Genomic DNA, 23,256 nt, shown 5'->3' with positions numbered 1-23,256 from the left:
CCCTTCGTCGTCGTGCGGGCCGGTCAGGCGGTCGCGGAGGACAGCCGTTCCGCCGCCGCGGTGGCCGCGGCCACGACCGACTCGTCGGGGGCGAGACCGCAGGCGGCGAGCCAGGTGGCCAGCATCCGGTGCCCACCCTCGGTGAGCACCGACTCGGGGTGGAACTGCACGCCCTCCAGGGGCAGCTCGCGGTGGCGTAGCGCCATGACCAGCCCGGAGGGCGTGTGGCCGGTGACCTCCAGCTCGTCGGGCACGGTGGCCGGGTCGACGGCGAGGGAGTGGTAGCGGGTCGCGGTGAACGGCGACGGCAGGCCGGCGAGCACCCCGTGGCCCTCGTGGACCACCTGGCTGGTCTTCCCGTGCAGCAGCTCCGGGGCCCGGACCACCTCGGCCCCGAAGGCCTCGGCGATGGCCTGGTGGCCCAGGCAGACACCGAGCACCGGGATGTCGTGGTCGGCGGCGGCCCGCACCATCGGCACGGTGACCCCCGCCCCGGCGGGCGTACCGGGGCCGGGGGAGAGCAGGACACCCGCGACATCGAGATCGGGCAGTTCGTCGACGGTGACGGCGTCGTTGCGCCGCACGACGCAGCGGACACCCAGCTGTCCCAGGTACTGGACGAGGTTGTAGACGAAGCTGTCGAAGTTGTCGACGACGAGGACCGGACGGTCGGCGGCGGTCATCGCGGTCGGTCGCTCCTCGCTGCAGGGTGCTGGCGGTCGCAGGGCCCCGCACCGGGCGCCCGTCCGGACGCTCAGCCCGCGGAGGCGTACTGCAGGGTCAGGCCGCCATCGTAGGCCGGGAGGGTCACCGCGGGCCGCTCGCGTACCTCGAACGTGAGACCGAAGGCGTCCACCGCCTGCTGGAACACCGCGACCTGGGGGGAGGCGGCGAGCGCGGCCTCGACCGCGTCCGCGTCGGCGACCGCCGTCACCACGAACGGCGGGGAGTAGGTGCGCCCCTGCAGCAGGAGCGTGTTCCCCACGCAGCGGACCGCGCTCGTGGAGATGAGCCGCTGGTCCATGATCGCGACGCCGTCGGCGCCGGCCGCCCAGACGGCGTTCACGACCGCCTGGACGTCGCTCTGGTGGATGACGAGGTCGTCCGGCCGGGCGTTCCCGGGCAGGCTGCCGTCGGACCGCTGGGGGGCGTCGTCGAGGGTGATGACCACTCCGGAGCCCGAGACGGGGGTGAGGCCCGCACCGGGGGCGCTCGCGGCACCGACGGCCTGGGCGGCGGCGACGGCGTCGTCCCGCGTCGCGACCTCCTCGGTGAGCAGCTGGACGCGCTCCTGCAGCTCGGCGACCTGCCGCTCCTGCCGGGCGACGGCGGAGTCGCGCTCCTCGATCAGCTCCGACAGCTCGGTGACCTCGCCCGCGCGGAGATCGCTGCCCTGCGCCGTCCGCCCGGACGTGGCGAACAGCAGGCCGGCCGCCAGCGCGACGACCGGGACCAGCGCACCCCAGGCGGACGGGCGCCGGCCGGACGGGGACGAGCGGGGCACGGCCACCTCCTCCGACGGGGACGGCCGCGGCACGATCGGTCGACGTGCCACGGGGTCGAGGTCCCGAAGTTTAGTCTGGGTGACAGATCCGGGCGGGGTGTACCGAGCCCGGCCCCCGGGAGGGAGTACGTCGTGCCCAAGTCCAAGGTGCGCAAGAAGTCGGGCTACACGCCGCCGGAGGACGCGCTGCGTTCGCGGGGGTCACAGCCGAAGGCGCTGCAGCCGAGCCCCCGCTGGTGGGCACCGGTGATGGTGACCCTGATGCTGCTCGGTCTGCTCTGGATCGTCGTCTACTACGTCGCCGGCGAGCAGATCCCCTTCATGGCATCGCTGGGCGCGCGGAACTTCCTGGTCGGGTTCGGCGCCATGGTGGCCGGGCTGATCATGTCGATGCGCTGGCGCTGAACCGCCGCCGGCCCGCGTGCCGGCCGTTCGCGATGGCACCACCGAGGCCCTCGTCCCGCTGTGGGACGGGGGCCTCGGTGCATCCCCGGGGCCGTTCGTCGGCCCCTCCCCGGGGGCTGGGGACACTGTGCACAGCGGTCGGCGTCGTCCACAGGTCGACATGGCGCTCCACCCCCAGGGTTGTCCACCGAGTGTGGAGGGCGAGAACGCGGGCATCGGGTGCTGACCTGCGGTTTCGCGCACGATGGTGCGCGTGTGACAGGGCGTCCATCGGCGTAACTACAGCAGTGTGAGTCTGTCCCCAGCTGTGTACCCAGCTGTGGACGAGTCGACATGTCCGTGCCGGCGAGGAACTGACCGCAGCCGTTCGATACCCCGCTGACCTGCGGATACGCCTCCGCCGGGGCGTGGATGTGGACGGACCCGTCCGGTCACGCAACACATCGGAGTCGTGACGGAGCGGTATCGCGGTCCACAGCTCGGACAGCGACCCGGCCCCGGGACGCCGACAGCCCCCGGCCGGGGTCCGGCCGGGGGCTGTGCGTTGCGGTGGCTGTGCGTTGCGGTGGCTGTGCGTTGCGGTGGCTGTGCGTTGCGGTGGCTGACGCCGCCGCGGTCAGGCGTCGAGCAGCTCCAGGATCGTGGCGTTGGCCGTGCCGCCGCCCTCGCACATGGTCTGCAGCCCGTAGCGGGTGCCGGTGGCCTGCATGTGGTGCACCAGCGTCGTCATGATGCGGGCACCCGAGCCGCCGAGCGGGTGGCCCAGGGCGATGGCACCGCCCAGCGGGTTGAGCCGGCCGGTGTCGCCCCCGATGTCGGCGGCCCACGCCAGGGGCACCGGCGCGAACGCCTCGTTGACCTCGAAGACGCCGATGTCGTCGATGGACAGCCCCGACCGGGCCAGCACCTTCTGCGTCGCCGGGATCGGCGCGGTGAGCATGATGATCGGGTCGTCCCCGGCCATGACGGTGGTGTGGATGCGCACGATCGGGCGCAGGCCGAGCTCGCGCGCCTTCTCGCTGGTGGTCACGAGCACCGCGGCCGAGCCGTCGGAGATCTGGCTGGCGTTGCCCGCGCTGATCACGCCGCCTTCCTTGAACGGCGTCTTCAGCGAAGCCAGCTTCTCCAGGGTGCCGCCGGTGCGGATGCCCTCGTCGGCGCTGACCACCGTGCCGTCGTCGAGGGTCACCGGGGCGATCTCCTCGTCGAAGGCACCGTCGGCCTGCGCCTTGGCGGCCTTCTCGTGCGAGGCGAGCGCGAACTCGTCGAGCTGGGTGCGGGAGAAGCCCCAGCGCTCGGCGATCATCTCCGCGCCGATGCCCTGGTTGGGCCACACCCCGTCGTAGCGCTCGAGGAACCGCGGGCCCAGCGGCTTGCCGGCCACGCCGTCGGCCCGCGCGGATCCCATCGGCACCCGGCTCATCGACTCCACCCCGCCGGCCACGACGACGTCGGCCTGGCCGCTGACGACCGTGGCCGCGGCGAAGGCGACCGCCTGCTGCGAGGAGCCGCACTGCCGGTCGATCGTGGTGCCGGGCACCGACTCGGGCCATCCGGCCGCCAGCGGCGCGTTGCGGCCGATGTTGAAGGTCTGCTCGCCGACCTGGCTGACGCAGCCCCAGAAGACGTCCTCGACGACGGCCGGGTCGATGCCCGAACGCTCGGCGAGGGCATTCAGGACGTGCGCGGAGAGGTCGACGGCGTGCACGCCGGACAGCCCTCCCCCGCGCTTGCCCACCGGTGTACGGACGGCGGCACAGATGACGGCATCACGCATGGACCCACTCCTCGTCGATGACGGCCCGGCGCGGCCGGACGGCCACCCCGGGGCGATCGTATGTCGCGTGTCACCCCTGGCAGGCTGTGGCGGTGCAGTGGTCCCCACCGGCGTTCGTGCCGGCCGCGCTCGCGGGCGCCGGCGTGGCGCTGGGCGCGGTCACCCTGCTGCTCGACGCCCCCGGCCGGATCCTGGTCGGGGCGGCCGCGCTGCTGCTCCTCGCGCTGGCCGGACGGGAGGCGTTCCTGCGGCCGCGCCTGGCCGCCGGGCCGGAGGGCGTGGAGGTCGCCACGCTGAGCGGGCGCCGACTCCTGCCGTGGGGGCTGCTGCGCGTGCGGGTGCGCACCGCCCGGCGGTGGGGGACCACGGTCCGCACCCTGGAGCTGGACACGTCGTCCGGCCCCTCCGACGACGGCGTGCTGGTCGTGCTGGGCCGGTGGGACCTCGGGGCCGATCCGGAGGCCGTGGCCCGTGCGCTGGACGCGGAGCGGCCCGGCTCGGCCTAGAGGTCGACCACGACCAGGGTGGAGACCCCCAGGGCGAGCACGAGCAGCGCCACGCAGACGACGGCGAGGGCGGCCACCTGCACGCCCGCGGGCCGGCGGCGGGTGAGCACCAGCAGGCCGGCGACGGCGGCACCGGTCACCAGGCCGCCGAGGTGCCCGAGCAGGGAGACCCCCGGCAGGAAGCTGATGAACACGTTGATGCCGAGCAGCACGAGGATGCCGCGGACGTCCTGCCGGCGGAGCACCATGAGCACGCCCAGGGCGCCGAGGAGGCCGTAGATCGCCGTCGAGGCGCCCGCGACGGGGCGGAGGGGCTCACCGAACAGCTGGATCGCCGTGGAGCCGCCGAGCGCCGAGACGACGTAGAGCGCCAGGTACCGCCACCGGCCGAGCTGCCGTTCCAGTTCCGAGCCGAAGACCAGCAGCGCCAGCATGTTGAGGCCCAGGTGGAGCAACCCGATGTGCAGGAACGCGGCGGTGAGCAGCCGCCAGGGCTCGCCGAGCTCGACCGCCAGCGGGAACTGGGACAGGTCGACGAAGACCGGCGACCGGTAGTTCTGCAGCGGCGGGAAGCCCTCGAGCGCCGCCGACACCGCCGTCACGACGAACATGACGACGTTGACCGTGATCAGCGTCATCGTGACCGTCCCCCAGCGGGAGGCGGCGCCCCGGACCGCGCTCGTCCGGCGCGGGGCACGGACGGAGGCGGCACCGGCGCGTACGCACTCCGGGCACTGGAAGCCGACCGAGGCCGGGATCATGTCCTCCGGGCAGATCGGCCGGCCGCACCGCGCGCAGGCGATCCCCGTGGGGCGGTCCGGGTGCCGGTAGCAGCCCGGTGCCGGGGACGCCGGCTGGTCGCCGGCGCCCCCGCTCGCAGGTCCGGTGCTCAGCTGCGCTGCACCTCGACGGACTCGATCACCACGTCCTCGGCGGGGCGGTCGTTGCGGCCGGTGGGAACGGCGGCGATCCGGTCGACGACGTCGCGGCTGGGCTGGTCGGCGACCTCACCGAAGATCGTGTGCTTGCCGGTCAGCCAGGTCGTCGGCGCGACGGTGATGAAGAACTGGGAGCCGTTGGTGCCGGGGCCGGCGTTGGCCATCGCGAACAGGTACGGCTTGGTGAAGGCCAGGTCGGGGTGGATCTCGTCGCCGAACTGGTACCCGGGGCCACCGATGCCCTGACCGAGCGGGTCGCCGCCCTGGATCATGAAGCCCTCGATGATCCGGTGGAACACCGTGCCGTCGTAGAGCTTGTCCGTCGTCTTCTGGCGGGTCGCGGGGTGGGTCCACTCGCGGCGGCCCTCGGCGAGGTCGGCGAAGTTGGCGACCGTCTTCGGCGCGTGGTCGGGGAAGAGGTCCACGGTGATGTCGCCGTGGTTGGTGTGCAGGACCGCGCGGCGGGCGGGAGTCGATTCAGTCACGGCTCCACTCTCCCACCCCTGGCCGGACGGCGACGCGGATGGTCCGGTGGCGGTGGAGACGAGGGGAATCGAACCCCTAACCCCCGCCTTGCAAAGGCGGTGCTCTGCCAATTGAGCTACGTCCCCGGGCGGCCCCGGAGGGCCGGCGGTCTCAGCGGGTGGGCGTGCTGACCGATCCTGGGCCGCTCGTGGCCTCGTGCCAGAGATCGGCCTCGTTCCTGCCCGTCGACCGCTTCCGGACGGCGGCCAGTGCACCAGCGGCGACGGCGGCGAGCGCCAGCTTCTTCAGCACGCGGAGAACCTCCTCGAGCGCTTCGCCCGCCGCGGAGGCGACGACCGGGGAGACGCGGAACCGGAGTTCCGGTACACGGGTGGGCCTGGGAGGACTTGAACCTCCGGCCTCATCCTTATCAGGGATGCGCTCTAACCGCCTGAGCTACAGGCCCGTGAACCTCGAAAAGCGTACCTGACACCCCGATCCCGTCCCGCGGGGGGTCCCCGGTCCTGCGGCTCGCTGCCGGCCGGTCGACATGCGCTCCCCGCAGCCCCACTCCGGGGAGGCCGGGCCCCGCGAGGCCCCCTTGACCCGGATGTCCCCGTGGGCGGGACCGGTGCACGGCATCTGACCGCGGCGGACCGCCATGTCCCAGCCCGCGGCGAACGTGGTCGTCCCCGAGTGGGCCCGGAGGGCTCCCGCAGGCGCGACCGACGCGCCCGGCGCCACGGGGAGCCGCACCTCGATCCGCCGTCCGGAGGACGGCAGATCACTCAGTCCCGCTCGGAGAGGGTGACCTCCAGGCCGCCGACCAGGTCGGAGCACAGGTTGTAGATGAAGGTGCCGACGGTGCACAGCGCGGTGAGCAGGACGACGTTGATCGCGCCGATGAGGGCCGCGCCCCAGAAGATGACGCCGGGGGTCAGCACCTCGCCGGTGTTGTCGTTGCCGGAGGCGCTGCCGATCTGGCCGAAGAGATCGTTGACCGCATCGAAGACGCCGAGACCACCCAGCACCAGGTAGAGCAGGCCGACGGCGACCATCCAGATGAAGAACAGCGCGATGGACAGCACCAGCGAGATCTTCAGGGCGGACCAGGTGTCGATGTGCCGGAGCTGCAGGCGGGCCCGCCGCGGCCCGCGTCCGGACATCCGGCCACGGACGCCCGTCGGAGCGCCGGCCGGCGCGGCCGACTGCCCGCCGGCACCGTCGCCGGACCGCGAGGAGTCGTCCGGCCGTGCATCGTCCTCGGACGCGGAGGAAGCGGGCGATGCGCCCGCAGGCGTGGAACCCGCGGGCGCCGAACCCGCGGGCGCCGCGCCGGAGGTCGCCGGCGAGGAGCCGGTCTCCGGGGAGGCGGCTCCCTCGCTGCCGAGCGGCTGCGGGACCACCGGCACGGCGCCGGTGGCCGGCTTCTGGGCCCGCTGGGTGCCCGTGGTGGGGATCGCCTGGGTGGTCTTGGCGTCACCGGTGGGGGGACCGGAGGGGGCGCCCTCCCCGGCCCGGGAGTCGGTGCGCACCGAACCGTGCGTCCGGTCGCTCATGCCAGTCTCCCGTTCCCCAGCGGCTGCGCCGCGTCCTCTGTACGCGGCTCCGTGGCGGCGCGAGGCCGCCACGGAGCCACGATTGCTGCTCCGACTAACTACTCACCCTAGGCCGCGGGCTCGTCGTTGTCCGTCGTACGCGCGATCGCCACGATCGTCACGTCTTCGGGCAAGTTCATGAGCTTGACACCCATCGTGGCACGGTCCTTGTTGTGCCGCACACCGTTGACGGGCGTGCGGATGACCCCGCCCCCCGAGGTGATCGCGTACAGCTCGTCGCCGAGGGTCACGGCGAGGGCCCCGACCAGAGCGCCCTTGCGGGCCTTCGGGTCGGCGGTGAGCACGCCCTTGCCGCCCCGGCCCTGGTTCGGGTAGTTCTCGATCCCGGTGCGCTTGGCGAAGCCGCGCTCGGTCGCGACCAGGACGTCGACGCCCTCCTGGACGACGATCATCGACAGCAGCCGGTCGTCGTCGGCCAGGGAGATGCCGCGCACGCCCTCGGTGGCCCGGCCCATCGGCCGGAGCGCCGTGTCGTCGGCCTTGAACCGGATCGACATGGCGCGGCGGGTGACCAGCAGCAGGTCGGACCCGTCGTGGATCAGCGCGGCGCCCACCAGCTCGTCGCCGTCGCGCAGGTTGATGGCGATGACACCGCCCTGGCGCGGGGAGTCGAAGTCGGTCAGCCGGGTCTTCTTCACCTGACCCTTGGCGGTGGAGAGGACCAGGTACGGCGCGACGTTGTAGTCCTTGATCTGCATGACCTGGGCGATCTTCTCGTCCGGCTGGAAGGCCAGGATGTTCGCCACGTGCGCGCCGCGGGCGGTGCGGTTGGCCTCCGGCAGCTCGTAGGCCTTGGCCCGGTACACCCGGCCCTTGTTCGTGAAGAACAGGATCCAGTCGTGCGTGGAGCCCACGAAGAAGTGGTCGACGATGTCGTCCTGCTTCAGCTGGGCACCCATGACGCCCTTGCCGCCCCGGCGCTGCGACCGGTAGAGGTCGCTCTTCGTCCGCTTCGCGTACCCGGTGCGGGTGATGGTGACGACGACCTCCTCCTCGGCGATGAGGTCCTCCATGGAGACGTCGCCCTCGTTGGCGACGAACTGGGTGCGCCGGTCGTCGCCGTACTTCTCCACGATCTCGGCGAGCTCGTCGCGGACGATCTGCCGCTGCCGCTCGGGCGAGGCGAGGATCGCCTGCAGGTCGGCGATCCGGGCCTCGATCTCGGCCAGCTCGTCGAGGATCCGCTGACGCTCCAGCGCGGCCAGCCGGCGCAGCTGCAGGTCCAGGATCGAGACGGCCTGGATCTCGTCGACGTCCAGCAGCTCCATCAGGCCGGTGCGCGCGGCGTCCGCCGACTCGCTGCTCCGGATGAGGGCGATGACCGCGTCCAGCTGGTCGAGCGCCTTGGCGTAACCGCGCAGGATGTGCGCGCGCTCCTCGGCCTTGCGCAGCCGGTAGCGGGTGCGCCGCTGGATGACCTCGATCTGGTGCAGCACCCAGTTCCGCACCAGCTCGTCCAGGCGCAGCGTCCGTGGGACGCCGTCGACGATCGAGAGCATGTTGCAGCCGAAGGAGGTCTGCAGCTGGGTGTGCTTGTAGAGGTTGTTCAGCACGACCTTGGCGACGGCGTCGCGGCGCAGCGTGATGACCAGCCGGCGGCCGACCCGGTCGCTGGACTCGTCGGCGATCTCGCTGATGCCCTGCAGGCGGCCCTCGCGGACCCCCTCGGCGATCGCCTCGGCCAGGTTGTCCGGGTTGACCTGGTAGGGCAGCTCGGTGACGACCAGCTGCACCCGTCCCCGGCTGTCCTCCTCGACCGTGACGACGGCGCGCATCCGCACCGAGCCGCGACCGGTGCGGTAGGCGTCCTCGATGCCCTCCCGGCCGACGATCAGGCCGTGGGTCGGGAAGTCCGGGCCCTTGATCCGCTCCATGCACGCGGTGAGGGCCTCCTCGGCCTCCGCCTCGGGGTGGTCGAGCATCCAGAAGACGGCGGCGGCGACCTCGCGCAGGTTGTGCGGCGGCATGTTGGTGGCCATGCCGACCGCGATCCCGGCCGAGCCGTTGATCAGCAGGTTCGGGATGCGCGCGGGCAGGACGACGGGCTCCTCGGTGCGGCCGTCGTAGTTGCCCTGGAAGTCGACGGTCTCCTCGTCGATGCCGGCCAGCATCTCCATGGCCAGCGGCGTCAGCCGGCACTCGGTGTACCGCATGGCGGCCGCGGGGTCGTTGCCCGGGGAGCCGAAGTTGCCCTGGCCGTCGATCAGCGGGTAACGCATCGACCAGGGCTGGGCCAGCCGCACGAGGGCGTCGTAGATCGCCGAGTCACCGTGGGGGTGGTAGTTACCCATGACCTCGGCCACCGGGCGCGCGCACTTCACGTACCCGCGGTCGGGGCGGAAGCCCTGGTCGTACATCGCGAACAGCACGCGCCGGTGCACCGGCTTGAGGCCGTCACGCACCTCGGGCAGCGCACGCCCGACGATCACGCTCATGGCGTAGTCGATGTAGCTGCGCTGCATCTCCTGCTGGAGGTCGACCGCTTCGACGCGGTCGCGGGGTGGGGTCTCCGTCACGGTTCAGGTCTCCACAGGTCGGTGCACAGAGGTGGACAAAGCGGCTGGTCGACCGGGGCGCCGGACGGCGGCGGGGAGGTGTTCACCCGGCCGCCGCCCGGCCCGCCGGTCAGACGTCGAGGAAGCGGACGTCCTTGGCGTTGCGGGTGATGAAGCTGCGCCGGGCCTCGACGTCCTCGCCCATGAGGATGCTGAAGATCTCGTCGGCCGCGGCGGCGTCCTCGAGGGTGACCTGCCGGAGGATCCGGGTCTCGGGGTTCATCGTGGTCTCCCACAGCTCGCTGGCGTTCATCTCGCCGAGCCCCTTGAACCGCTGGATCATCTCGTCCTTGATCTTGCGGCCACCCTCGACGCCGGCCTTCACGACCGCGTCGCGCTCCTTGTCGCTGTATGCGTACTCGTCACCGACCTTGCCACCCCACTTGATCTTGTAGAGCGGCGGCTTGGCCAGGTACACGTACTGGCCCTCGACCAGCGGGCGCATGAAGCGGAACAGCAGGGTCAGCAGCAGCGTGCTGATGTGCTGGCCGTCGACGTCGGCGTCGGCCATCAGCACGATCTTGTGGTACCGGAGCTTCGAGATGTCGAACTCGTCGTGGATGCCGGTACCGAAGGCGGTGATCATCGACTGGACCTCGGTGTTCTTGAGCACCCGGTCGATGCGCGCCTTCTCGACGTTGATGATCTTGCCGCGGATGGGCAGGATCGCCTGGTACATCGAGTCGCGGCCGGACTTCGCCGAGCCGCCGGCCGAGTCGCCCTCGACGATGTAGACCTCGGAGTTGCGCGGGTCCGTCGAGCGGCAGTCGGCGAGCTTGCCCGGCAGGCCGCTGACGGTGAGCAGGCTCTTGCGGGCCAGCTTGCGCGCATCCTGCGCAGCGCGGCGGGCACGGGCGGCCGAGGCGGCCTTGGTGATGATCGTCTTCGCCTCGGTCGGGTTGGCCTCGAACCAGTGGCCGATCTGCTCGTTGCAGACGCGCTGCACGAAGCCCTTGACCTCGGTGTTGCCGAGCTTGGTCTTCGTCTGGCCCTCGAACTGCGGGTCGCCGAGCTTCACCGAGACGATCGCGGCCAGACCCTCGCGGATGTCGTCGCCGGTGAGCTTCTCGTCCTTCTCCTTGAGCAGCTTCTTCTCGACGGCGTACCGGTTGACGATGGAGGTCAGCGCCGCGCGGAAACCCTCCTCGTGCGTGCCGCCCTCGTGCGTGTTGATGATGTTCGCGAAGGTGTGCACCGACTCCGAGTAGGCGTCGGACCACTGCATCGCGACCTCGAGCGACATCGCGGTGTCGTTCTTGCCGGTGCCCTCGGCGGAGAAGCTGATCACCGACTTGTGGATCGCGGTCCGGCGCCGGTTGATGTGCGCGACGTAGTCGACCAGGCCGGCGTCGTAGCGGTAGGTGATCTCGGTGGGCTCGAAGGCCTCGACCTCGTGGCCGGCCTCCGTGGCGGCCTCGGCGAGGGAGACCTCCTCGGACATGCCCGTCTCGGCCTTGCTCTGCCCGGGCCGCTCGTCGCGCAGGACGATGGTCAGGCCCTTGTTGAGGAAGGCCATCTCCTGCAGGCGGCGGTTGATCGTGTCGAACGCGTAGTCCGTGGTCTCGAAGATCTCGCCGTCGGCCCAGAAGGTGATCGCGGTGCCGCGCTTCTTCGTCGGGCCGACCTCCTCCAGCGGACCGGGCTTGGCGTACGCGTAGCTCTGCTGCCACTCGGTCCCGTGGGACCAGACCTGGACGTCCAGCCGGGTGGAGAGGGCGTTGACGACGGTGACGCCGACCCCGTGCAGACCGCCGGAGACCCCGTAGCTCTTCCCGTCGAACTTCCCGCCCGCGTGGAGGGTCGTCATGATCACCTCGACGGTGGGCCGCTTCTCCACGGGGTGGATGTCCACCGGGATGCCGCGGCCGTTGTCCTCGACCCGCACGCCGCCGTCGGCCAGCAGGGTCACCCGGACCGTGTCGCAGTACCCGGCCAGCGCCTCGTCGACGGCGTTGTCGACGACCTCCCACACCATGTGGTGCAGGCCACGCTCACCGGTGGAGCCGATGTACATGCCGGGGCGCTTGCGCACCGCCTCGAGCCCCTCCAGGACGGTGATGGAGCTACCGGAGTAGGTGCTGTCGGTCTGGGGTGCTGCGACCACGTGGGGCCTTCCTCTCGAGCAACCGGCGACCTCCCGCCCCGCACGGGGCAGCGGGCAGAACGGCGCAGAACGGCACTGAGCCGGTTGCTGACGGTTTTCAGCTGTCACGATACCGCGAGGTACGACAAGAACAGCGTCGTCCACGCCCTGAGGTCGTGTCTGCGCCTCTCGCGGCACGTCGGCCACCACCGGTGTTGCCCCTGCCGCCGACACGCCGTCACCGGCTCCGTGGGGGCGCACGGCGTCGGGCGCCGCCTCCTGGGGAGTCGCAGACTCGGGTCATGGCATCACCGGAGCGCCCGCGGCACACGCCTCCCACCGGCCCCGCGCTCACCTGCCTGGTCACGGGGGCAACGGGGTACGTGGGCGGCCGGCTGGTGCCCGAGCTGCTCGCGGCCGGCCACCGGGTGCGGGTGATGACCCGGTCGCCGGAGCGGCTGCGCGACCACCCCTGGGCCGGCGACGTCGAGGTCGTCCGGGCCGACGCCGGGGACCCCGACGCGGTGGCGCGGGCCTGTGCCGGAGTCGACGTCGCCTACTACCTGATCCACGCCCTGGGCGCCGGGCCGGGCTTCGAGAAGACCGACCGGCACAGCGCCCACGTGATGGCCGGTGCGGTCCGCGACGCCGGCGTCGGCCGGCTGGTCCACCTCGGCGGGCTGGAACCCGGGAACGAGGAGCTCTCACCCCACCTGCGCTCGCGGGCGGAGGTCGCCGCGATCCTGCTGGGGTCCGGGGTCCCGACCGTGGTCCTCCGCGCCGCCGTCGTCCTGGGGTCGGGGTCGGCGTCGTTCGAGATGCTGCGGTACCTGACCGAACGGCTGCCGGTGATGGTCACCCCGCGATGGGTGCACAGCCGGATCCAGCCGATCGCGATCCGCGACGTGCTGCGCTACCTCGTGGCCTGCGCCCGGCTGCCGGCGGACGTGCACCGCCGCTTCGACATCGGCGGCCCCGACGTCATGCACTACGCGGAGATGATGCAGCGGTACGCCCGCGTCGCCGAGCTCCCGCGGCGCCGGATCCTGCCGGTGCCGATCGTCACGCCGTCGCTGTCGAGCCACTGGATCGGGCTGATCACGCCCGTCCCCGCCGGCATCGCCCGCCCGCTGGTCGAGTCGCTGCGCAACACCGTCGTCTGCTCGGAGCACGACATCGCGACGTACGTGCCCGACCCGCCGGAGGGGCTGCTCGGTTTCGACGACGCCGTGCGGCTGGCCGTCCAGCGGGTCCGGGACTCGGCGGTCTCCACGCGCTGGGCCTCGGCGTCGGTGCCCGGCGCCCCGTCCGACCCGATGCCCACCGATCCGGACTGGGCCGGTGGCAGCCTCTACGTCGACGAGCGCGTCCGGGTGGCCGACGCACCGGCCGAGGCGGTGTGGCGGGTGATCGAGGGGATCGGCGGCGAGCGCGGCTGGTACTCCTGGCCCCTCGCCTGGGAGGTGCGGGGCTGGCTGGACCGGGCGGTCGGCGGGGTCGGCCTCCGCCGGGGCCGGCGGGATCCCGACCAGCTGTACGTCGGCGACGCCCTGGACTTCTGGCGGGTGGAGGAACGCCGGCCCGGCCGGCTGCTGCGGCTGCGGGCGGAGATGCGGCTCCCCGGCCTGGCCTGGCTCGAGTTCCACGTGGAACACGACCCCGGCAGTGGCGGCTCGACCCTGTGCCAGCGGGCCACCTTCGCCCCCCGTGGCCTGTCCGGGCACCTCTACTGGTGGGCCGTCGCGGCGTTCCACGGGTTCGTCTTCGGCGGCATGCTGCGCGGCATCGCCCGGGCGGCCGAGCGGCGGGCCAGGGCCACCGCCGAGGAGACCCCCGCCGCCTGACGGCAGCCCTCGTCCCGCACCGTCCGGCGTCCTCCCTCGCCGCCGAGCGTCCTCCCTCGCCGCCGACCGTGGGGGAGGACGCTCGATGATCAGGTCACCTGATCCCGGCCGGGCTCACACGAGGAGCTGGGCCGAGGCGAGCTCGCGGTAGAGCGGGCTGCTGTCCACGAGCTCGGAGTGCGTCCCACTGGCGACGACCCGGCCCTGGTCGAGCACCACGATCTGGTCGCTGTCCAGGACCGTGGACAGCCGGTGGGCGACGACCAGGAGGGCCCGGCCGGCCGACGCCGCCGCCAGGGTGTGGCGCAGCAGGCCCTCGTTGCGCGCGTCGAGGCTGGCCGTCGGCTCGTCGAGCAGCAGCAGCTGGGGCTGCGCGAGCAGCGACCGGGCGATGGCCAGCCGCTGCCGCTCGCCGCCCGAGAGCAGCACCCCCTCGTCGCCGACCAGGACGTCGAGCCCGCGCGGGGACCGGCGGACGACCTCGGTCAGGCCGACGTCGGCGAGCACCGCCCAGAGCTCGGGGTCGGTGGCGTCGGGGCGGGTGAGCAGCAGGTTGTCGCGCACCGTCCCGGCGAGCACGGGGGCCTCCTGCTCGACGTAGCCCAGCCGGGCACGCAGCGCGGCGCGGGGCAGCTCGCGGGCGTCGGTGCCGGCCCACCGGATGGCGCCACCGGACAGCGGGTAGAAGCCCTCGATCAGCGCGAGCACCGTCGACTTGCCCGCGCCCGACGGCCCGACGAGGGCCACGCGGCTGCCCGCGGCCACCCGGAGCGACACCCCGTGCAGCACCGGGGTCCCGTCGGGATAGGCGAACGAGACGTCGTCGAGCTCCAGCAGCGGCGCCGTGCCCGGCACGGTGCGCGCCGGGACGGCGACGGCCGCCGCCCGCTCGGGGCGCTCGTCGTCCTCGGGGTCGAGGCCGAGCACCTCCTGGATCCTGGTGAGGGCGCCGAGGCCGGTCTGCAACTGGGTCCAGGCGCCGATCGCCTGGCCCAGGGGCATGACCAGCAGGAACAGGTAGAGGATGAACGCGATCAGCTCGGCCACGGTGATCGAACCGCTCGCCACCCGGTAGCCCCCGACACCGAGCACGGCCAGGAAGGCGCCCTGGACGGCGATCGAGCCGGCCGGGGAGACCAGCGCCTCCAGCCGCGCCACCTGAACGCCGGCGGAGTAGGCGCGGTGCGCGCTCGCACCGACCGCGGCCACCTCCCGCGCCGTGGCACCGCTGGCCCGGATCGTGCGCACCGCCGACAGCGCCCGCTCCACGGCCGCGGTCATCGCGCCGACCTCCTCCTGGGCGCGCTGGGAGAGCCGCCGCACCCCGCGCGAGGCGAGGACCGCGGTCACCGCGCCGACCGTGACGGCCAGGACCGTGAGGAGCAGCAGCCAGACGTCGACCACGGCCATGGCCACCAGGGCGCCGACCCCCACCACCGCCGACCCCGCGACCTCCACGACGCCGGCGGTCACGGTCGCCCGCAGCAGCGTGGTGTCCGAACCCACCCGGGACATCAGGTCACCGGTGCGCCGGCGGTCGTACTCGGCCACCGGGAGGCGCAGCAGCCGGTCGGTCAGCATCAGCCGGGTGGTGAGGACGAACCCCTCGGCGGTCCGCTGGAGGACGAACTGCTGGAGCGCCCCGAGCGCGGACGCCGCCAGGAGGACCACGACCAGCAGGCCGACGGCGGGCAGCAGCGGTTCCCCCGCCCCGACCACGTCGATGACCCGGGCGACCAGCGCCGGCTGGGCCAGGGCACCGGCCGCGGCGACCAGTGACAGCCCGGCGGCCAGCAGGAGCGCACGCCGGTGCGGACGCAGCAGCGGCAGCAGGTCGCGCAGACCGGCCGGGCCCGGGGACGCGGCGTCCTCCGGCGCGACCGGGGTGCTCACCCCTCGACCGCCGTCACTAGCCGGCGGCGAGGGCGCCGACGAGGGCGGTCAGCAGCCGGGCGTGGTGCTCGAGCAGTTCGGGGCGGTGCCCGTCGGGCCGGACGGCCGCCACGTGCCCGGCCGCCGACCAGAACTCGTCGCCGTCGTCGCTGCCGAGCAGCAACCCGTGCACGGCCGGGTCCTGCACCAGCCGGCGCAGCTGGGCGGACTCCTCGGTCGCCAGCAGCAGCCACCGGGCGTCGAAGGCCGGGTCACCGCTGGGCATCGGGACCATCCCGCCGGTGCGGTGCCGCCAGAACCGGGCGGGGCTCAGCCGGAACCCGGGCACGGCACCCAGCATGGGTGCGGCGGTGACGGCGTACTCGGGGACGACGTACCGGCCCGAGGTGTAGACGACGTCGAAGGCGACCAGCTCGAGCCGGCCGGCCCGGCCCCGCAGCACGTTGCCGGCGCGGTGGTCCTTGGTGGCGCGCACCGGCGCACTCGCGATGAGGTCGGCCAGGACGGCGTCCTCGGGCGCGCTGCCGTCCGAGATCGTCCAGCCTTGCTGCACCGCCCACCCCTGCGCCCCGACGGGGTCGCCCTCGTAGCGGAACACCCGCTCGGCGGCCGTCGGCTGGCGGCGGCGGCGACCGAACAGGCCACCGCCACGGCCCGGCGCCTGGGCCGGCGGCGGGTACGCCTGCGCCGGGGGCGGGGCGTCCGCCGACGGCGGCGGGGCGTCCGGGGACGGCGGGATGTCGGCCGCCCGCGGGGCGGGCCGGTCCTCGGCGGGGGGCAGGTCCCAGCCCGGTGGCTGCCAGCCCGGGCCGGCGACCGGCTCCTCGTCACGGGGCTTCTTCCGGCGGTCGGCGAAGTTCGGCCGGTCCTCGTCCTCGCCGGCGGCGCCGGAGCCGAGGTGCGGAGGCTCGCGCCAGCCGTTGCCGTCGCCGTCGTCGAAACCGTCCCGGTTCCCGTCGCGGGGGGTGCTCATCCCTGCATCGTCCTCCCGGCGCCGCCCCGTGGGGGGAGGCACCTCATCCGTAGGTGTCGCGGGGTCCTCGCCCGCGGACCGAGCGCGGGCCCTTCTTCCAGCTGGGAGCCGTCGGACCGACAACGCGCAACCTCGTCACGACGTCCCCGCCGACCTGGGCGTGGAGCTTCCCGAGGATCGACGGCGCCAGCAGGCGCAGCTGCGTGGCCCAGGCGGTGGACTCGGCGACTACCAGCAGCTCGCCGTCGGTGAGCGTCTCGGGGCGGCAGTGCGCGGCGATGTCGGGGCCGACGAGCACCGACCAGCGGCCGAACACCGAGCCGACCCTGGTCCGCTCCGACCAGTCCTGCTGGCTGACCAGCGAGTCGACCAGCCGGCCGAGCGGCTGGGGGTCGTCGGCGCCGGGGCCCGGACCGGTCCACGACCGGCGCGGCCCGGCGATCCGCCGGCGGGTGGGCCGGGGACGGGCGGCCGACGCGGCCCGCGCCGCCTCCAGCGCGGCCCGGGCGATGTCGCTGGGCCGGGCGGGGCGGTCCTCGCTCACGGCGTCTCCCCCGTCCCGGCCGGCACGGCGTCCTTCACGACGACGGCGACGCCGTCACCCACCTCGACGCGGGTCGACCGCAGCTCCGGCGGCACGTCGTCGATCACCGCCGCGGTGATGAGCGTCTGCTCGGCCGACCGGGCGACCGCGGTCAGCGCGGTGCGCCGTCCGGCGTCGAGGGTGGCGAAGACGTCGTCGAGGACCAGGATGGGGTCCTCGCCCTCGGCCCTCAGGAGCGCGAACGTGGCGAGCTTCAGGCCCAGGGCCAGCGACCACGACTCGCCGTGGCTGGCGAACCCCTTGGCGGGCGCGGGGCCGAGGTGGATCACCACGTCGTCCCGGTGCGGACCGACCAGGGTCATGCCGCGGTCGAGCTCGTCGCCCCGGCGCTCGGCGACCCGGGCGCGCATGGCCTCGGTCAGCTCGGCCACCGTGGGCAGGTCCGCCCCGGCGGGGAGCGCGGCGCCGTCGCCGGCCAGCGGCACGGTGGAGGCGTACCCCAGCCCGGCTGCCGCGGCGCCCTCGCCGGCCACGCCGGCGTAGGCCTCGGCCAGGTGCGGTGCGAGGTCGGCCACCAGGCGCAGGCGGGCGGCCAGCAGCTGCCCGCCGAGGTCGGTCAGGTGCCCGTCCCAGACGTCCAGGGTCTCCATCGCCTTCCCGCGCGCCAGCCGCGCCGTCTTCAACAACGCGTTGCGCTGCTTGAGGACGCGCTCGTAGTCGCTGCGCACGCCGGCCAGCCGGGGCGTGCGGGTGGCCAGCAACTCGTCGAGGAAGCGACGGCGCTCGGTCGGGTCGCCGCGGACGAGCGAGAGGTCCTCGGGCGCGAACAGCACCGTGCGCACGAGGCCCAGCAGCTCCCGGGGGCGGGGCAGCGCCGCCCGGTTGACCCGCACCCGGTTGGCCCTGCCCGGGTTGATCTCGATCTCGACCAGCAGCTCCCGGTCGCCCCGGCGCAGGGCGGCCCGGACCACCGCCTGCCCGGACCCGTGCCGCACCAGCGGTGCGTCACCGGAGACCCGGTGGCTGCTCATGGTCGCGAGGTAGCCGACCGCCTCGACCAGGTTGGTCTTCCCCTCGCCGTTGCGGCCGACGAACACCGTCGGCCCCGGCGGCAGGGCCAGGTCGACCCGGTCCCAGCTGCGGAAGTCGCCGACCTGCAGATGCCTCAGGTACACCTCAGGCCGTTCCCGACTCGGTCACGCGGGCCGCTCGGCCTCCTGCGCCTGGACGGCGCGCACCGAGTGCCCGCCGAACTGGTTGCGCAGCGCGGCGACCGCCTTCATGGTCGGCGAGTCGTCCTGCCGGGAGGAGAAGCGGGCGAACAGCGAGGCCGCGATCGTCGGCACCGGGACGGCGTTCTCGATCGCCTGCTCGACGGTCCAGCGACCTTCGCCGGAGTCCTCGGCGTAGCCACTGATCGCATCCAGCTCCGGGTCCTCGTCCAGCGCGCGGACCAGCAGGTCCAGCAGCCAGGAGCGGATGACGGTGCCCTGGGTCCAGGAGGCGATGACCCCCGGGACGTCCTCGACGAGGTCGACGGCGGCCAGCAGCTCGTAGCCCTCGCCGTAGGCCTGCATCAGCGCGTACTCGATGCCGTTGTGGACCATCTTGCTGAAGTGGCCGGCACCCACCGGGCCGGCGTGCACGAACCCGGCGCCGGGCATCTCCTGCCCGGACTCGTCGTGCGGTGCCGGCGGCTTGAGCGCGTCGAAGATCGGCTGCGCCTTGGCGACGTCCTCCTTGGTGCCACCGACCATCAGCGCGTAGCCGTTCTCCAGGCCCCAGACGCCACCGGAGACGCCGGCGTCGATGTACCCGATGCCCTTCTCGCGCATCATGACGTCGTGCACCTGGTCGTCGGTGTACTTCGAGTTGCCGCCGTCGATCACGACGTCGCCCGGGCTGAGCAGCTCGGCCAGCTCCTTGACGGTCGCCTTCGTCGGGTCTCCCGCCGGCACCATCACCCAGACGACGCGGGGGGCGGCGAGCGCCTCCACGAGCGCGGGGAGGCTGTCGACGTCCCGTTTGCCCGGAGCCCGGTCGTAGCCGACGACCTCGTGACCGGCGCGGCGCAGCCGCTCGGCCATGTTGCCGCCCATCTTCCCCAGCCCGATCAGACCCAGTTGCACGGTCCCGCCCTTCCTCGCCGTCGTGGTCGTGCCCATCGTTGTCGACCGGGGCGACTCCCGCCCCCCGGCCTCGATCTCAGCCGGGCAGTCGCACCGGCATGATCAGGTATCGGTAGCTGCCCTGCGGGGCGGCCGGCGCGGCCGGGGCGTCGCCGTCGGTGGACGGCTCGTCGACGCCGGAGAGCACGGCCGGCTTGAGCGGGCTGGTGAAGTCCATGCGCGCCCGGTCCGTGTGCACCGCGGCGAGCCCGTCCAGCAGGAACGTCGGGTTGAAGCCGATGGTCAGCGGCTCGCCGTCGAAGTCGACGTCGCAGCGCTCCTCCGCCTGGCCCTCGTCGTCGCTGCCGCCGGCCCGCAGGGTGACCTGGCCGGGGGTGAACTCGCAGCGCAACGGCGTGCCGCGCTCGGCGACCAGCGCCACGCGCTTGGCGGCGTCGGTGAACAGCCCGACCGGGAGCGTGGCGTTGGCCAGCGAGTCGTTGGGCATGATCGCGCGGTACTTCACGAACTCGGCGTCGAGGAGCCGCGTCGTCGTCCGCCGGTCCTTGCCGGAGAGGCCGAGGATGCCCTCGCCCGAACTGCCCGAGGACAGCGACAGCGTGATCTCCGGTCCGCTGGTCAGCGTCTTCGCCGCCTCGGCGAGCGTGCGGGCCGGCACGAGCACGGCGGCCGACAGCCCGGAGGTCTCCGGCCGCCAGGCGAACTCGCGCACCGCCAGGCGGTAGCGGTCGGTGGCGGCCAGGGTGATCAGGTCGTCCTCGATCTCCAGCCGGACGCCGGTGAGCATCGGCAGCGTGTCGTCGCGTCCGGCGGCCACGGCGACCTGCGCGACCGCCTCGGCGAAGACGTCGCTCTCGACGATCCCCGCCGCCGACGGCATCGATGGCAGCGAGGGGTAGTCCTCGACCGGCAGCGTCGGGAGGCTGAACCGCGCGTTGCTGCAGGTGATCGCCAGGCGCGGGCCCTCGGCGGTGATCTCCACCGGGTGCGGCGGCAGCGCACGGGTGATCTCGGCGAGCAGCCGGCCGGGGACCAGCACCCGGCCGTTCTCGCTGGTCTGCACGTCGACCTCGGCGCGCGCCGACACCTCGTAGTCGAAACCGGAGACCGACAGCTGGTTGCCGTCGGCCTCGAGCAGGATCCCCGCCAGGACCGGCACGGACGGCCGCGGCGGCAGGCTGCGCGCCGTCCAGGCGACGGCGTCGGCGAGCACCTCACGTGCCACCCGGAACTTCATCTCTCGACCCACCCATGTTCGGTCCGGCCCACGGCCGCCGGGAGGGGCGACCGGCGCGGGCACGGAGCTCGTCGTTCGTCGTGCGGCGGAGTGCGAGGACTCCGGTGCGCTGCTCATCGTGCCTGTTGCAGTGCCCGGTGGGGAAACCCCGGTCCCTCGTCGGGTGGCTCCGCTCCCTGTGCGTACGTCTTCGACGAGGCGCTCGGGGCCCCTCCAGCGCAGCGTCCCCACCCAGAGTGTGGTTCAAGAATTTCTCGAGATAACTCCCTCATCCTCGTCATCACTGGTGTGGAAGCTGGGGATCGGACCCCTTTCGGCTGGTCAGTGGCCGAAAGGGGCTGTTGGCCCGCTGTGGGTGGTCAGCGGCTTCCTGTTGTCGACACGTGGACAGATCGACGGTTGTGCACCGTGACCGCCGCCGGTCCACCTGCTGTCCCCTGCCTCTCCCCGTGCCGTCCCCAGGTCCGACGGAGGGTCGCGGAGGCCGGCGGCGCGTGGCCGGGGCCCGTCGCGGCGTGCTCGGGGATCCGTGCAGGTCAGGAGCGTGCCGGGGGTCCTGGGCGCTCGGCGTGGAAGCGGAACCGGGCGGCGCACCTCGACAGGGGCCGTCCCGCCGGGCGTCACGTTTCCCCCAGCTGTGCACATCCCTGGGGACAACTTCTCGATCTGTCGACGCCGGTCGCCGTCGCCGTGCGGGTCATCGCGCGGAGAATCGGCGATTCCGTCGTCCCCAGGGATCCGCACAGGTGTGGACAACGACATGTCGACCGGTGCGGAACGGTGGACGACACCCGTCCGGACGGTGACCGGAAGCCGTACCGCCGGCACCTCCGACGGCCGCGGGAACACGGTGCACACGGGCAGGCTGAACCGGGGGACGCCGAGTCGGGGACGGCCCAGGCAGGGGTCGCGCCGAGTGGAGCCCGGAGGGTTCCGCGCAGGGGCGACGAACGCGCTCAGCTCAGGCCGAGGACGGCACCTGGCCGCGGTGCGGTCCGGAGGACCGCGATGTCATTGCCGGGCGCGGCTCTTGATCCGTGCGGTGAGCTCGGTGACCTGGGTGTAGGTGGCCCGGCGCTCGCTCATCAGGTTGGTGATCTTCTTGACCGCGTGCATGACCGTGGTGTGGTCCTTGCCGCCGAAGGAGGCACCGATCCGCGGCAGGGACAGCTCGGTGAGCTCGCGGCACAGGTACATCGCGATCTGCCGCGCGTTGACCAGGGTCCGGCTGCGGTTGGTGCCCTGCAGCTCCTCCATCGTCACGGAGAAGTACTCGGCGGTCGCGGCCATGATGATCGCGGCGGTGATCTGCGGGCCCTGCTCGTCGCTGATCAGGTCCTTGAGCACGAGCTCGGCCAGCGGCAGGTCGACCTGCTGCTTGTTGAGGCTGGCGAACGCGGTCACCCGGATCAGCGCCCCCTCGAGCTCCCGGATGTTGGTCTGCACCTTGCTGGCGATGAACTCCAGCACGGCGTCGGGCACCTGCAGCCGCTCGCCCCACGCCTTCTTCCGCAGGATGGCGATGCGGGTCTCGAGGTCCGGCGCCTGGACGTCGGTGATCAGGCCCCACTCGAAGCGGGTGCGGAGCCGGTCTTCCAGCGTGGTCAGCTTCTTCGGCGGACGGTCGGAGGTGATCACGATCTGCTTGCTGGCGTTGTGCAGCGTGTTGAACGTGTGGAAGAACTCCTCCTGCGTCCGCTCGGCGCGCTCCAGGAACTGGATGTCGTCGATGAGCAGGAAGTCGATGTCCCGGTAGCGACGGCGGAAGTCCTCCGCCCGCCCGGAGTGCACGAGGTTGATGAACTCGTTGGTGAACTCCTCGGTGCTCACGTACCGCACCCGGACGTTGGGGAACATCCGCGCGGCGTAGTGGCCGATGGCGTGCAGCAGGTGCGTCTTGCCCAGGCCGGACTCGCCGTAGATGAACAACGGGTTGTAGGCCCGCGCCGGAGCCTCGGCGACGGCGACCGCGGCGGCGTGGGCGAACCGGTTGCTGTTGCCGATGACGAAACTGTCGAAGACGTACTTGGAGTTCAGGCCCGGGTCCAGGCCCGCGGGCCGGCCGGTCTCCGGACGGCGGGTGCGGGCGCCTGTGCCCCCGGCACGGCGGGGCTCTCCGTCCGCGGCGTCGACGTCGAAGGGCAGGACGTCGGCGGTGCGCGAGTCGTCGCTGCCGCCCCAGTCCCGCTTCGTGGCACCGGACGCGGGGTCGGCCGAACCGGCGCCCCACGTGGTGGTGCTCCAGTCCTCCGGTGCACCGCGGTCGACCGGCGGGCGCTGCGGCCCGTCGGCGGGGTGCAGCTCCCGGACCGCCGGGAAGTCGGCCGGTGCCGACCGTTCAGCCGTCGCGTCGCGGTCCCACGGGGCGGCGGTGCCGACGACGTCGGTCCGGACGCCGAACGCGCTGCGCCCGTCGTCGGCGCGGTCCCGGGTGGCGCGGTCCTCCTCGGCGCGGTGCGCCTCGGCTGCCGACCACGGGCGCCGGGTGGGCCCTTCGTCGCGGGCGTCGGCCGGCGGGGCGGGCGGCGCGTCCTCGAGCTGGACGGCGACGCGGATGTCGCGGCCGAACTGCTCCGACAGCGCCTCGGCGAGCACCCGGCGCATGCGTGACTCGAGCACCGTCTGCGTGAACTCGTTCGGCGCCGCGAGCACGGCGGTGTCCTCGACCAGCCCCAGCGGGCGGGTGAGGTTCAGCATCGCGTTCTGCTGCGGGGAGAGGCTGGTGGCCAGTCGCTCGCGGATCTGGTCCCAGACCGTCGCCAGGTCCAGCGTGGCATCGGCCAT

General features: G+C 73.1%; 19 protein-coding genes and 2 tRNA genes. 3 read left to right on the top strand and 18 right to left on the bottom strand.

Translation table 11 applies throughout. The features are described from left to right. Nucleotides 1-23 precede the first annotated feature (23 nt). A complete protein-coding gene (locus tag ABDB74_RS00105; protein WP_346620842.1) occupies nucleotides 24-683 on the bottom strand; it encodes an aminodeoxychorismate/anthranilate synthase component II in 660 nt (219 codons plus the stop codon). A gap of 71 nt (nucleotides 684-754) precedes the next feature. Then, nucleotides 755-1,504 (bottom strand): DUF881 domain-containing protein, encoded by a 750-nt coding sequence (locus ABDB74_RS00100; protein ID WP_346620841.1) that lies wholly within the window; start codon nucleotides 1,502-1,504, stop codon nucleotides 755-757. Between the two features lie 132 nt (nucleotides 1,505-1,636). Here ABDB74_RS00100 and ABDB74_RS00095 point away from each other — a divergent pair, with 132 nt between their 5' ends. After that, the gene (locus ABDB74_RS00095) at nucleotides 1,637-1,909 is read left to right on the top strand and encodes a cell division protein CrgA (RefSeq protein ID WP_346620840.1); all 273 of its coding nucleotides are present in this window, start codon (nucleotides 1,637-1,639) and stop codon (nucleotides 1,907-1,909) included. Between the two features lie 616 nt (nucleotides 1,910-2,525). On the opposite strand, the gene ABDB74_RS00090 is transcribed toward ABDB74_RS00095, so the two are convergent. After that, on the bottom strand, nucleotides 2,526-3,686 hold the full coding sequence (locus ABDB74_RS00090) for a thiolase family protein (RefSeq protein ID WP_346620838.1): 1,161 nt from the start codon (nucleotides 3,684-3,686) through the stop codon (nucleotides 2,526-2,528). A 92-nt stretch (nucleotides 3,687-3,778) separates the two neighbouring features. Between ABDB74_RS00090 and ABDB74_RS00085 the strand changes: the two genes are divergently transcribed. Continuing rightward, nucleotides 3,779-4,192 (top strand): PH domain-containing protein, encoded by a 414-nt coding sequence (locus ABDB74_RS00085; RefSeq protein ID WP_346620837.1) that lies wholly within the window; start codon nucleotides 3,779-3,781, stop codon nucleotides 4,190-4,192. On the opposite strand, the gene ABDB74_RS00080 is transcribed toward ABDB74_RS00085, so the two are convergent. The 8 genes from ABDB74_RS00080 to gyrB form a co-directional block, all read right to left on the bottom strand. After that, nucleotides 4,189-4,830 (bottom strand): rhomboid family intramembrane serine protease, encoded by a 642-nt coding sequence (locus ABDB74_RS00080; RefSeq protein ID WP_346620835.1) that lies wholly within the window; start codon nucleotides 4,828-4,830, stop codon nucleotides 4,189-4,191. The two genes, ABDB74_RS00085 and ABDB74_RS00080, sit on opposite strands and share 4 nt — an antisense overlap. 251 nt (nucleotides 4,831-5,081) lie before the next feature. Next, the gene (locus ABDB74_RS00075; protein WP_346620834.1) at nucleotides 5,082-5,615 is read right to left on the bottom strand and encodes a peptidylprolyl isomerase; all 534 of its coding nucleotides are present in this window, start codon (nucleotides 5,613-5,615) and stop codon (nucleotides 5,082-5,084) included. A 53-nt stretch (nucleotides 5,616-5,668) separates the two neighbouring features. After that, nucleotides 5,669-5,741: transfer RNA gene (locus tag ABDB74_RS00070), tRNA-Ala, on the bottom strand. 25 nt (nucleotides 5,742-5,766) lie between these two features. After that, complete coding sequence (locus tag ABDB74_RS00065) at nucleotides 5,767-5,907, bottom strand: DLW-39 family protein (protein ID WP_346620833.1); 141 nt, start codon at nucleotides 5,905-5,907, stop codon at nucleotides 5,767-5,769. Between the two features lie 80 nt (nucleotides 5,908-5,987). Next, a tRNA-Ile gene (locus tag ABDB74_RS00060) sits at nucleotides 5,988-6,061 on the bottom strand. Nucleotides 6,062-6,383: 322 nt separating this feature from the next. Next, the gene (locus ABDB74_RS00055; RefSeq protein WP_346620832.1) at nucleotides 6,384-7,154 is read right to left on the bottom strand and encodes a DUF3566 domain-containing protein; all 771 of its coding nucleotides are present in this window, start codon (nucleotides 7,152-7,154) and stop codon (nucleotides 6,384-6,386) included. A gap of 107 nt (nucleotides 7,155-7,261) precedes the next feature. Next, a complete protein-coding gene (gene gyrA, locus ABDB74_RS00050) occupies nucleotides 7,262-9,730 on the bottom strand; it encodes a DNA gyrase subunit A (protein ID WP_346620831.1) in 2,469 nt (822 codons plus the stop codon). Nucleotides 9,731-9,839: 109 nt separating this feature from the next. Beyond that, on the bottom strand, nucleotides 9,840-11,873 hold the full coding sequence (gene gyrB / locus ABDB74_RS00045) for a DNA topoisomerase (ATP-hydrolyzing) subunit B (protein WP_346620830.1): 2,034 nt from the start codon (nucleotides 11,871-11,873) through the stop codon (nucleotides 9,840-9,842). A 281-nt stretch (nucleotides 11,874-12,154) separates the two neighbouring features. Between gyrB and ABDB74_RS00040 the strand changes: the two genes are divergently transcribed. Further along, entirely contained in the window at nucleotides 12,155-13,696 is a 1,542-nt protein-coding gene (locus tag ABDB74_RS00040) for an SDR family oxidoreductase (protein WP_346620828.1), read from the top strand. A 114-nt stretch (nucleotides 13,697-13,810) separates the two neighbouring features. Here the strand turns inward: ABDB74_RS00040 and ABDB74_RS00035 are convergent, their stop codons facing one another. The 7 genes from ABDB74_RS00035 to dnaA form a co-directional block, all read right to left on the bottom strand. Beyond that, entirely contained in the window at nucleotides 13,811-15,589 is a 1,779-nt protein-coding gene (locus tag ABDB74_RS00035) for an ABC transporter ATP-binding protein (RefSeq protein WP_346620826.1), read from the bottom strand. Nucleotides 15,590-15,605: 16 nt separating this feature from the next. Beyond that, a complete protein-coding gene (locus ABDB74_RS00030; RefSeq protein WP_346620825.1) occupies nucleotides 15,606-16,562 on the bottom strand; it encodes a hypothetical protein in 957 nt (318 codons plus the stop codon). 43 nt (nucleotides 16,563-16,605) lie between these two features. Beyond that, nucleotides 16,606-17,106, bottom strand: coding sequence for a DciA family protein (locus tag ABDB74_RS00025; protein WP_346620823.1), 501 nt, complete (start codon nucleotides 17,104-17,106; stop codon nucleotides 16,606-16,608). After that, entirely contained in the window at nucleotides 17,103-18,281 is a 1,179-nt protein-coding gene (gene recF / locus ABDB74_RS00020) for a DNA replication/repair protein RecF (RefSeq protein WP_346620821.1), read from the bottom strand. Before recF ends, ABDB74_RS00025 begins: the two co-directional genes overlap by 4 nt. Before the next feature lie 21 nt (nucleotides 18,282-18,302). After that, nucleotides 18,303-19,235, bottom strand: coding sequence for a phosphogluconate dehydrogenase (NAD(+)-dependent, decarboxylating) (gnd, locus tag ABDB74_RS00015; RefSeq protein ID WP_346620819.1), 933 nt, complete (start codon nucleotides 19,233-19,235; stop codon nucleotides 18,303-18,305). A 76-nt stretch (nucleotides 19,236-19,311) separates the two neighbouring features. Beyond that, entirely contained in the window at nucleotides 19,312-20,472 is a 1,161-nt protein-coding gene (dnaN, locus tag ABDB74_RS00010) for a DNA polymerase III subunit beta (RefSeq protein ID WP_346620817.1), read from the bottom strand. A gap of 1,011 nt (nucleotides 20,473-21,483) precedes the next feature. Beyond that, nucleotides 21,484-23,256: a chromosomal replication initiator protein DnaA gene (dnaA, locus tag ABDB74_RS00005; protein ID WP_346620816.1), complete on the bottom strand. Its 1,773-nt coding sequence runs from the start codon at nucleotides 23,254-23,256 to the stop codon at nucleotides 21,484-21,486.

Source organism: Blastococcus sp. HT6-4 (assembly GCF_039679125.1).
In the GTDB taxonomy this organism is placed as follows: Bacteria; Actinomycetota; Actinomycetes; order Mycobacteriales; family Geodermatophilaceae; genus Blastococcus; species Blastococcus montanus.
This window is presented reverse-complemented; position numbering and strand designations above follow the sequence as displayed.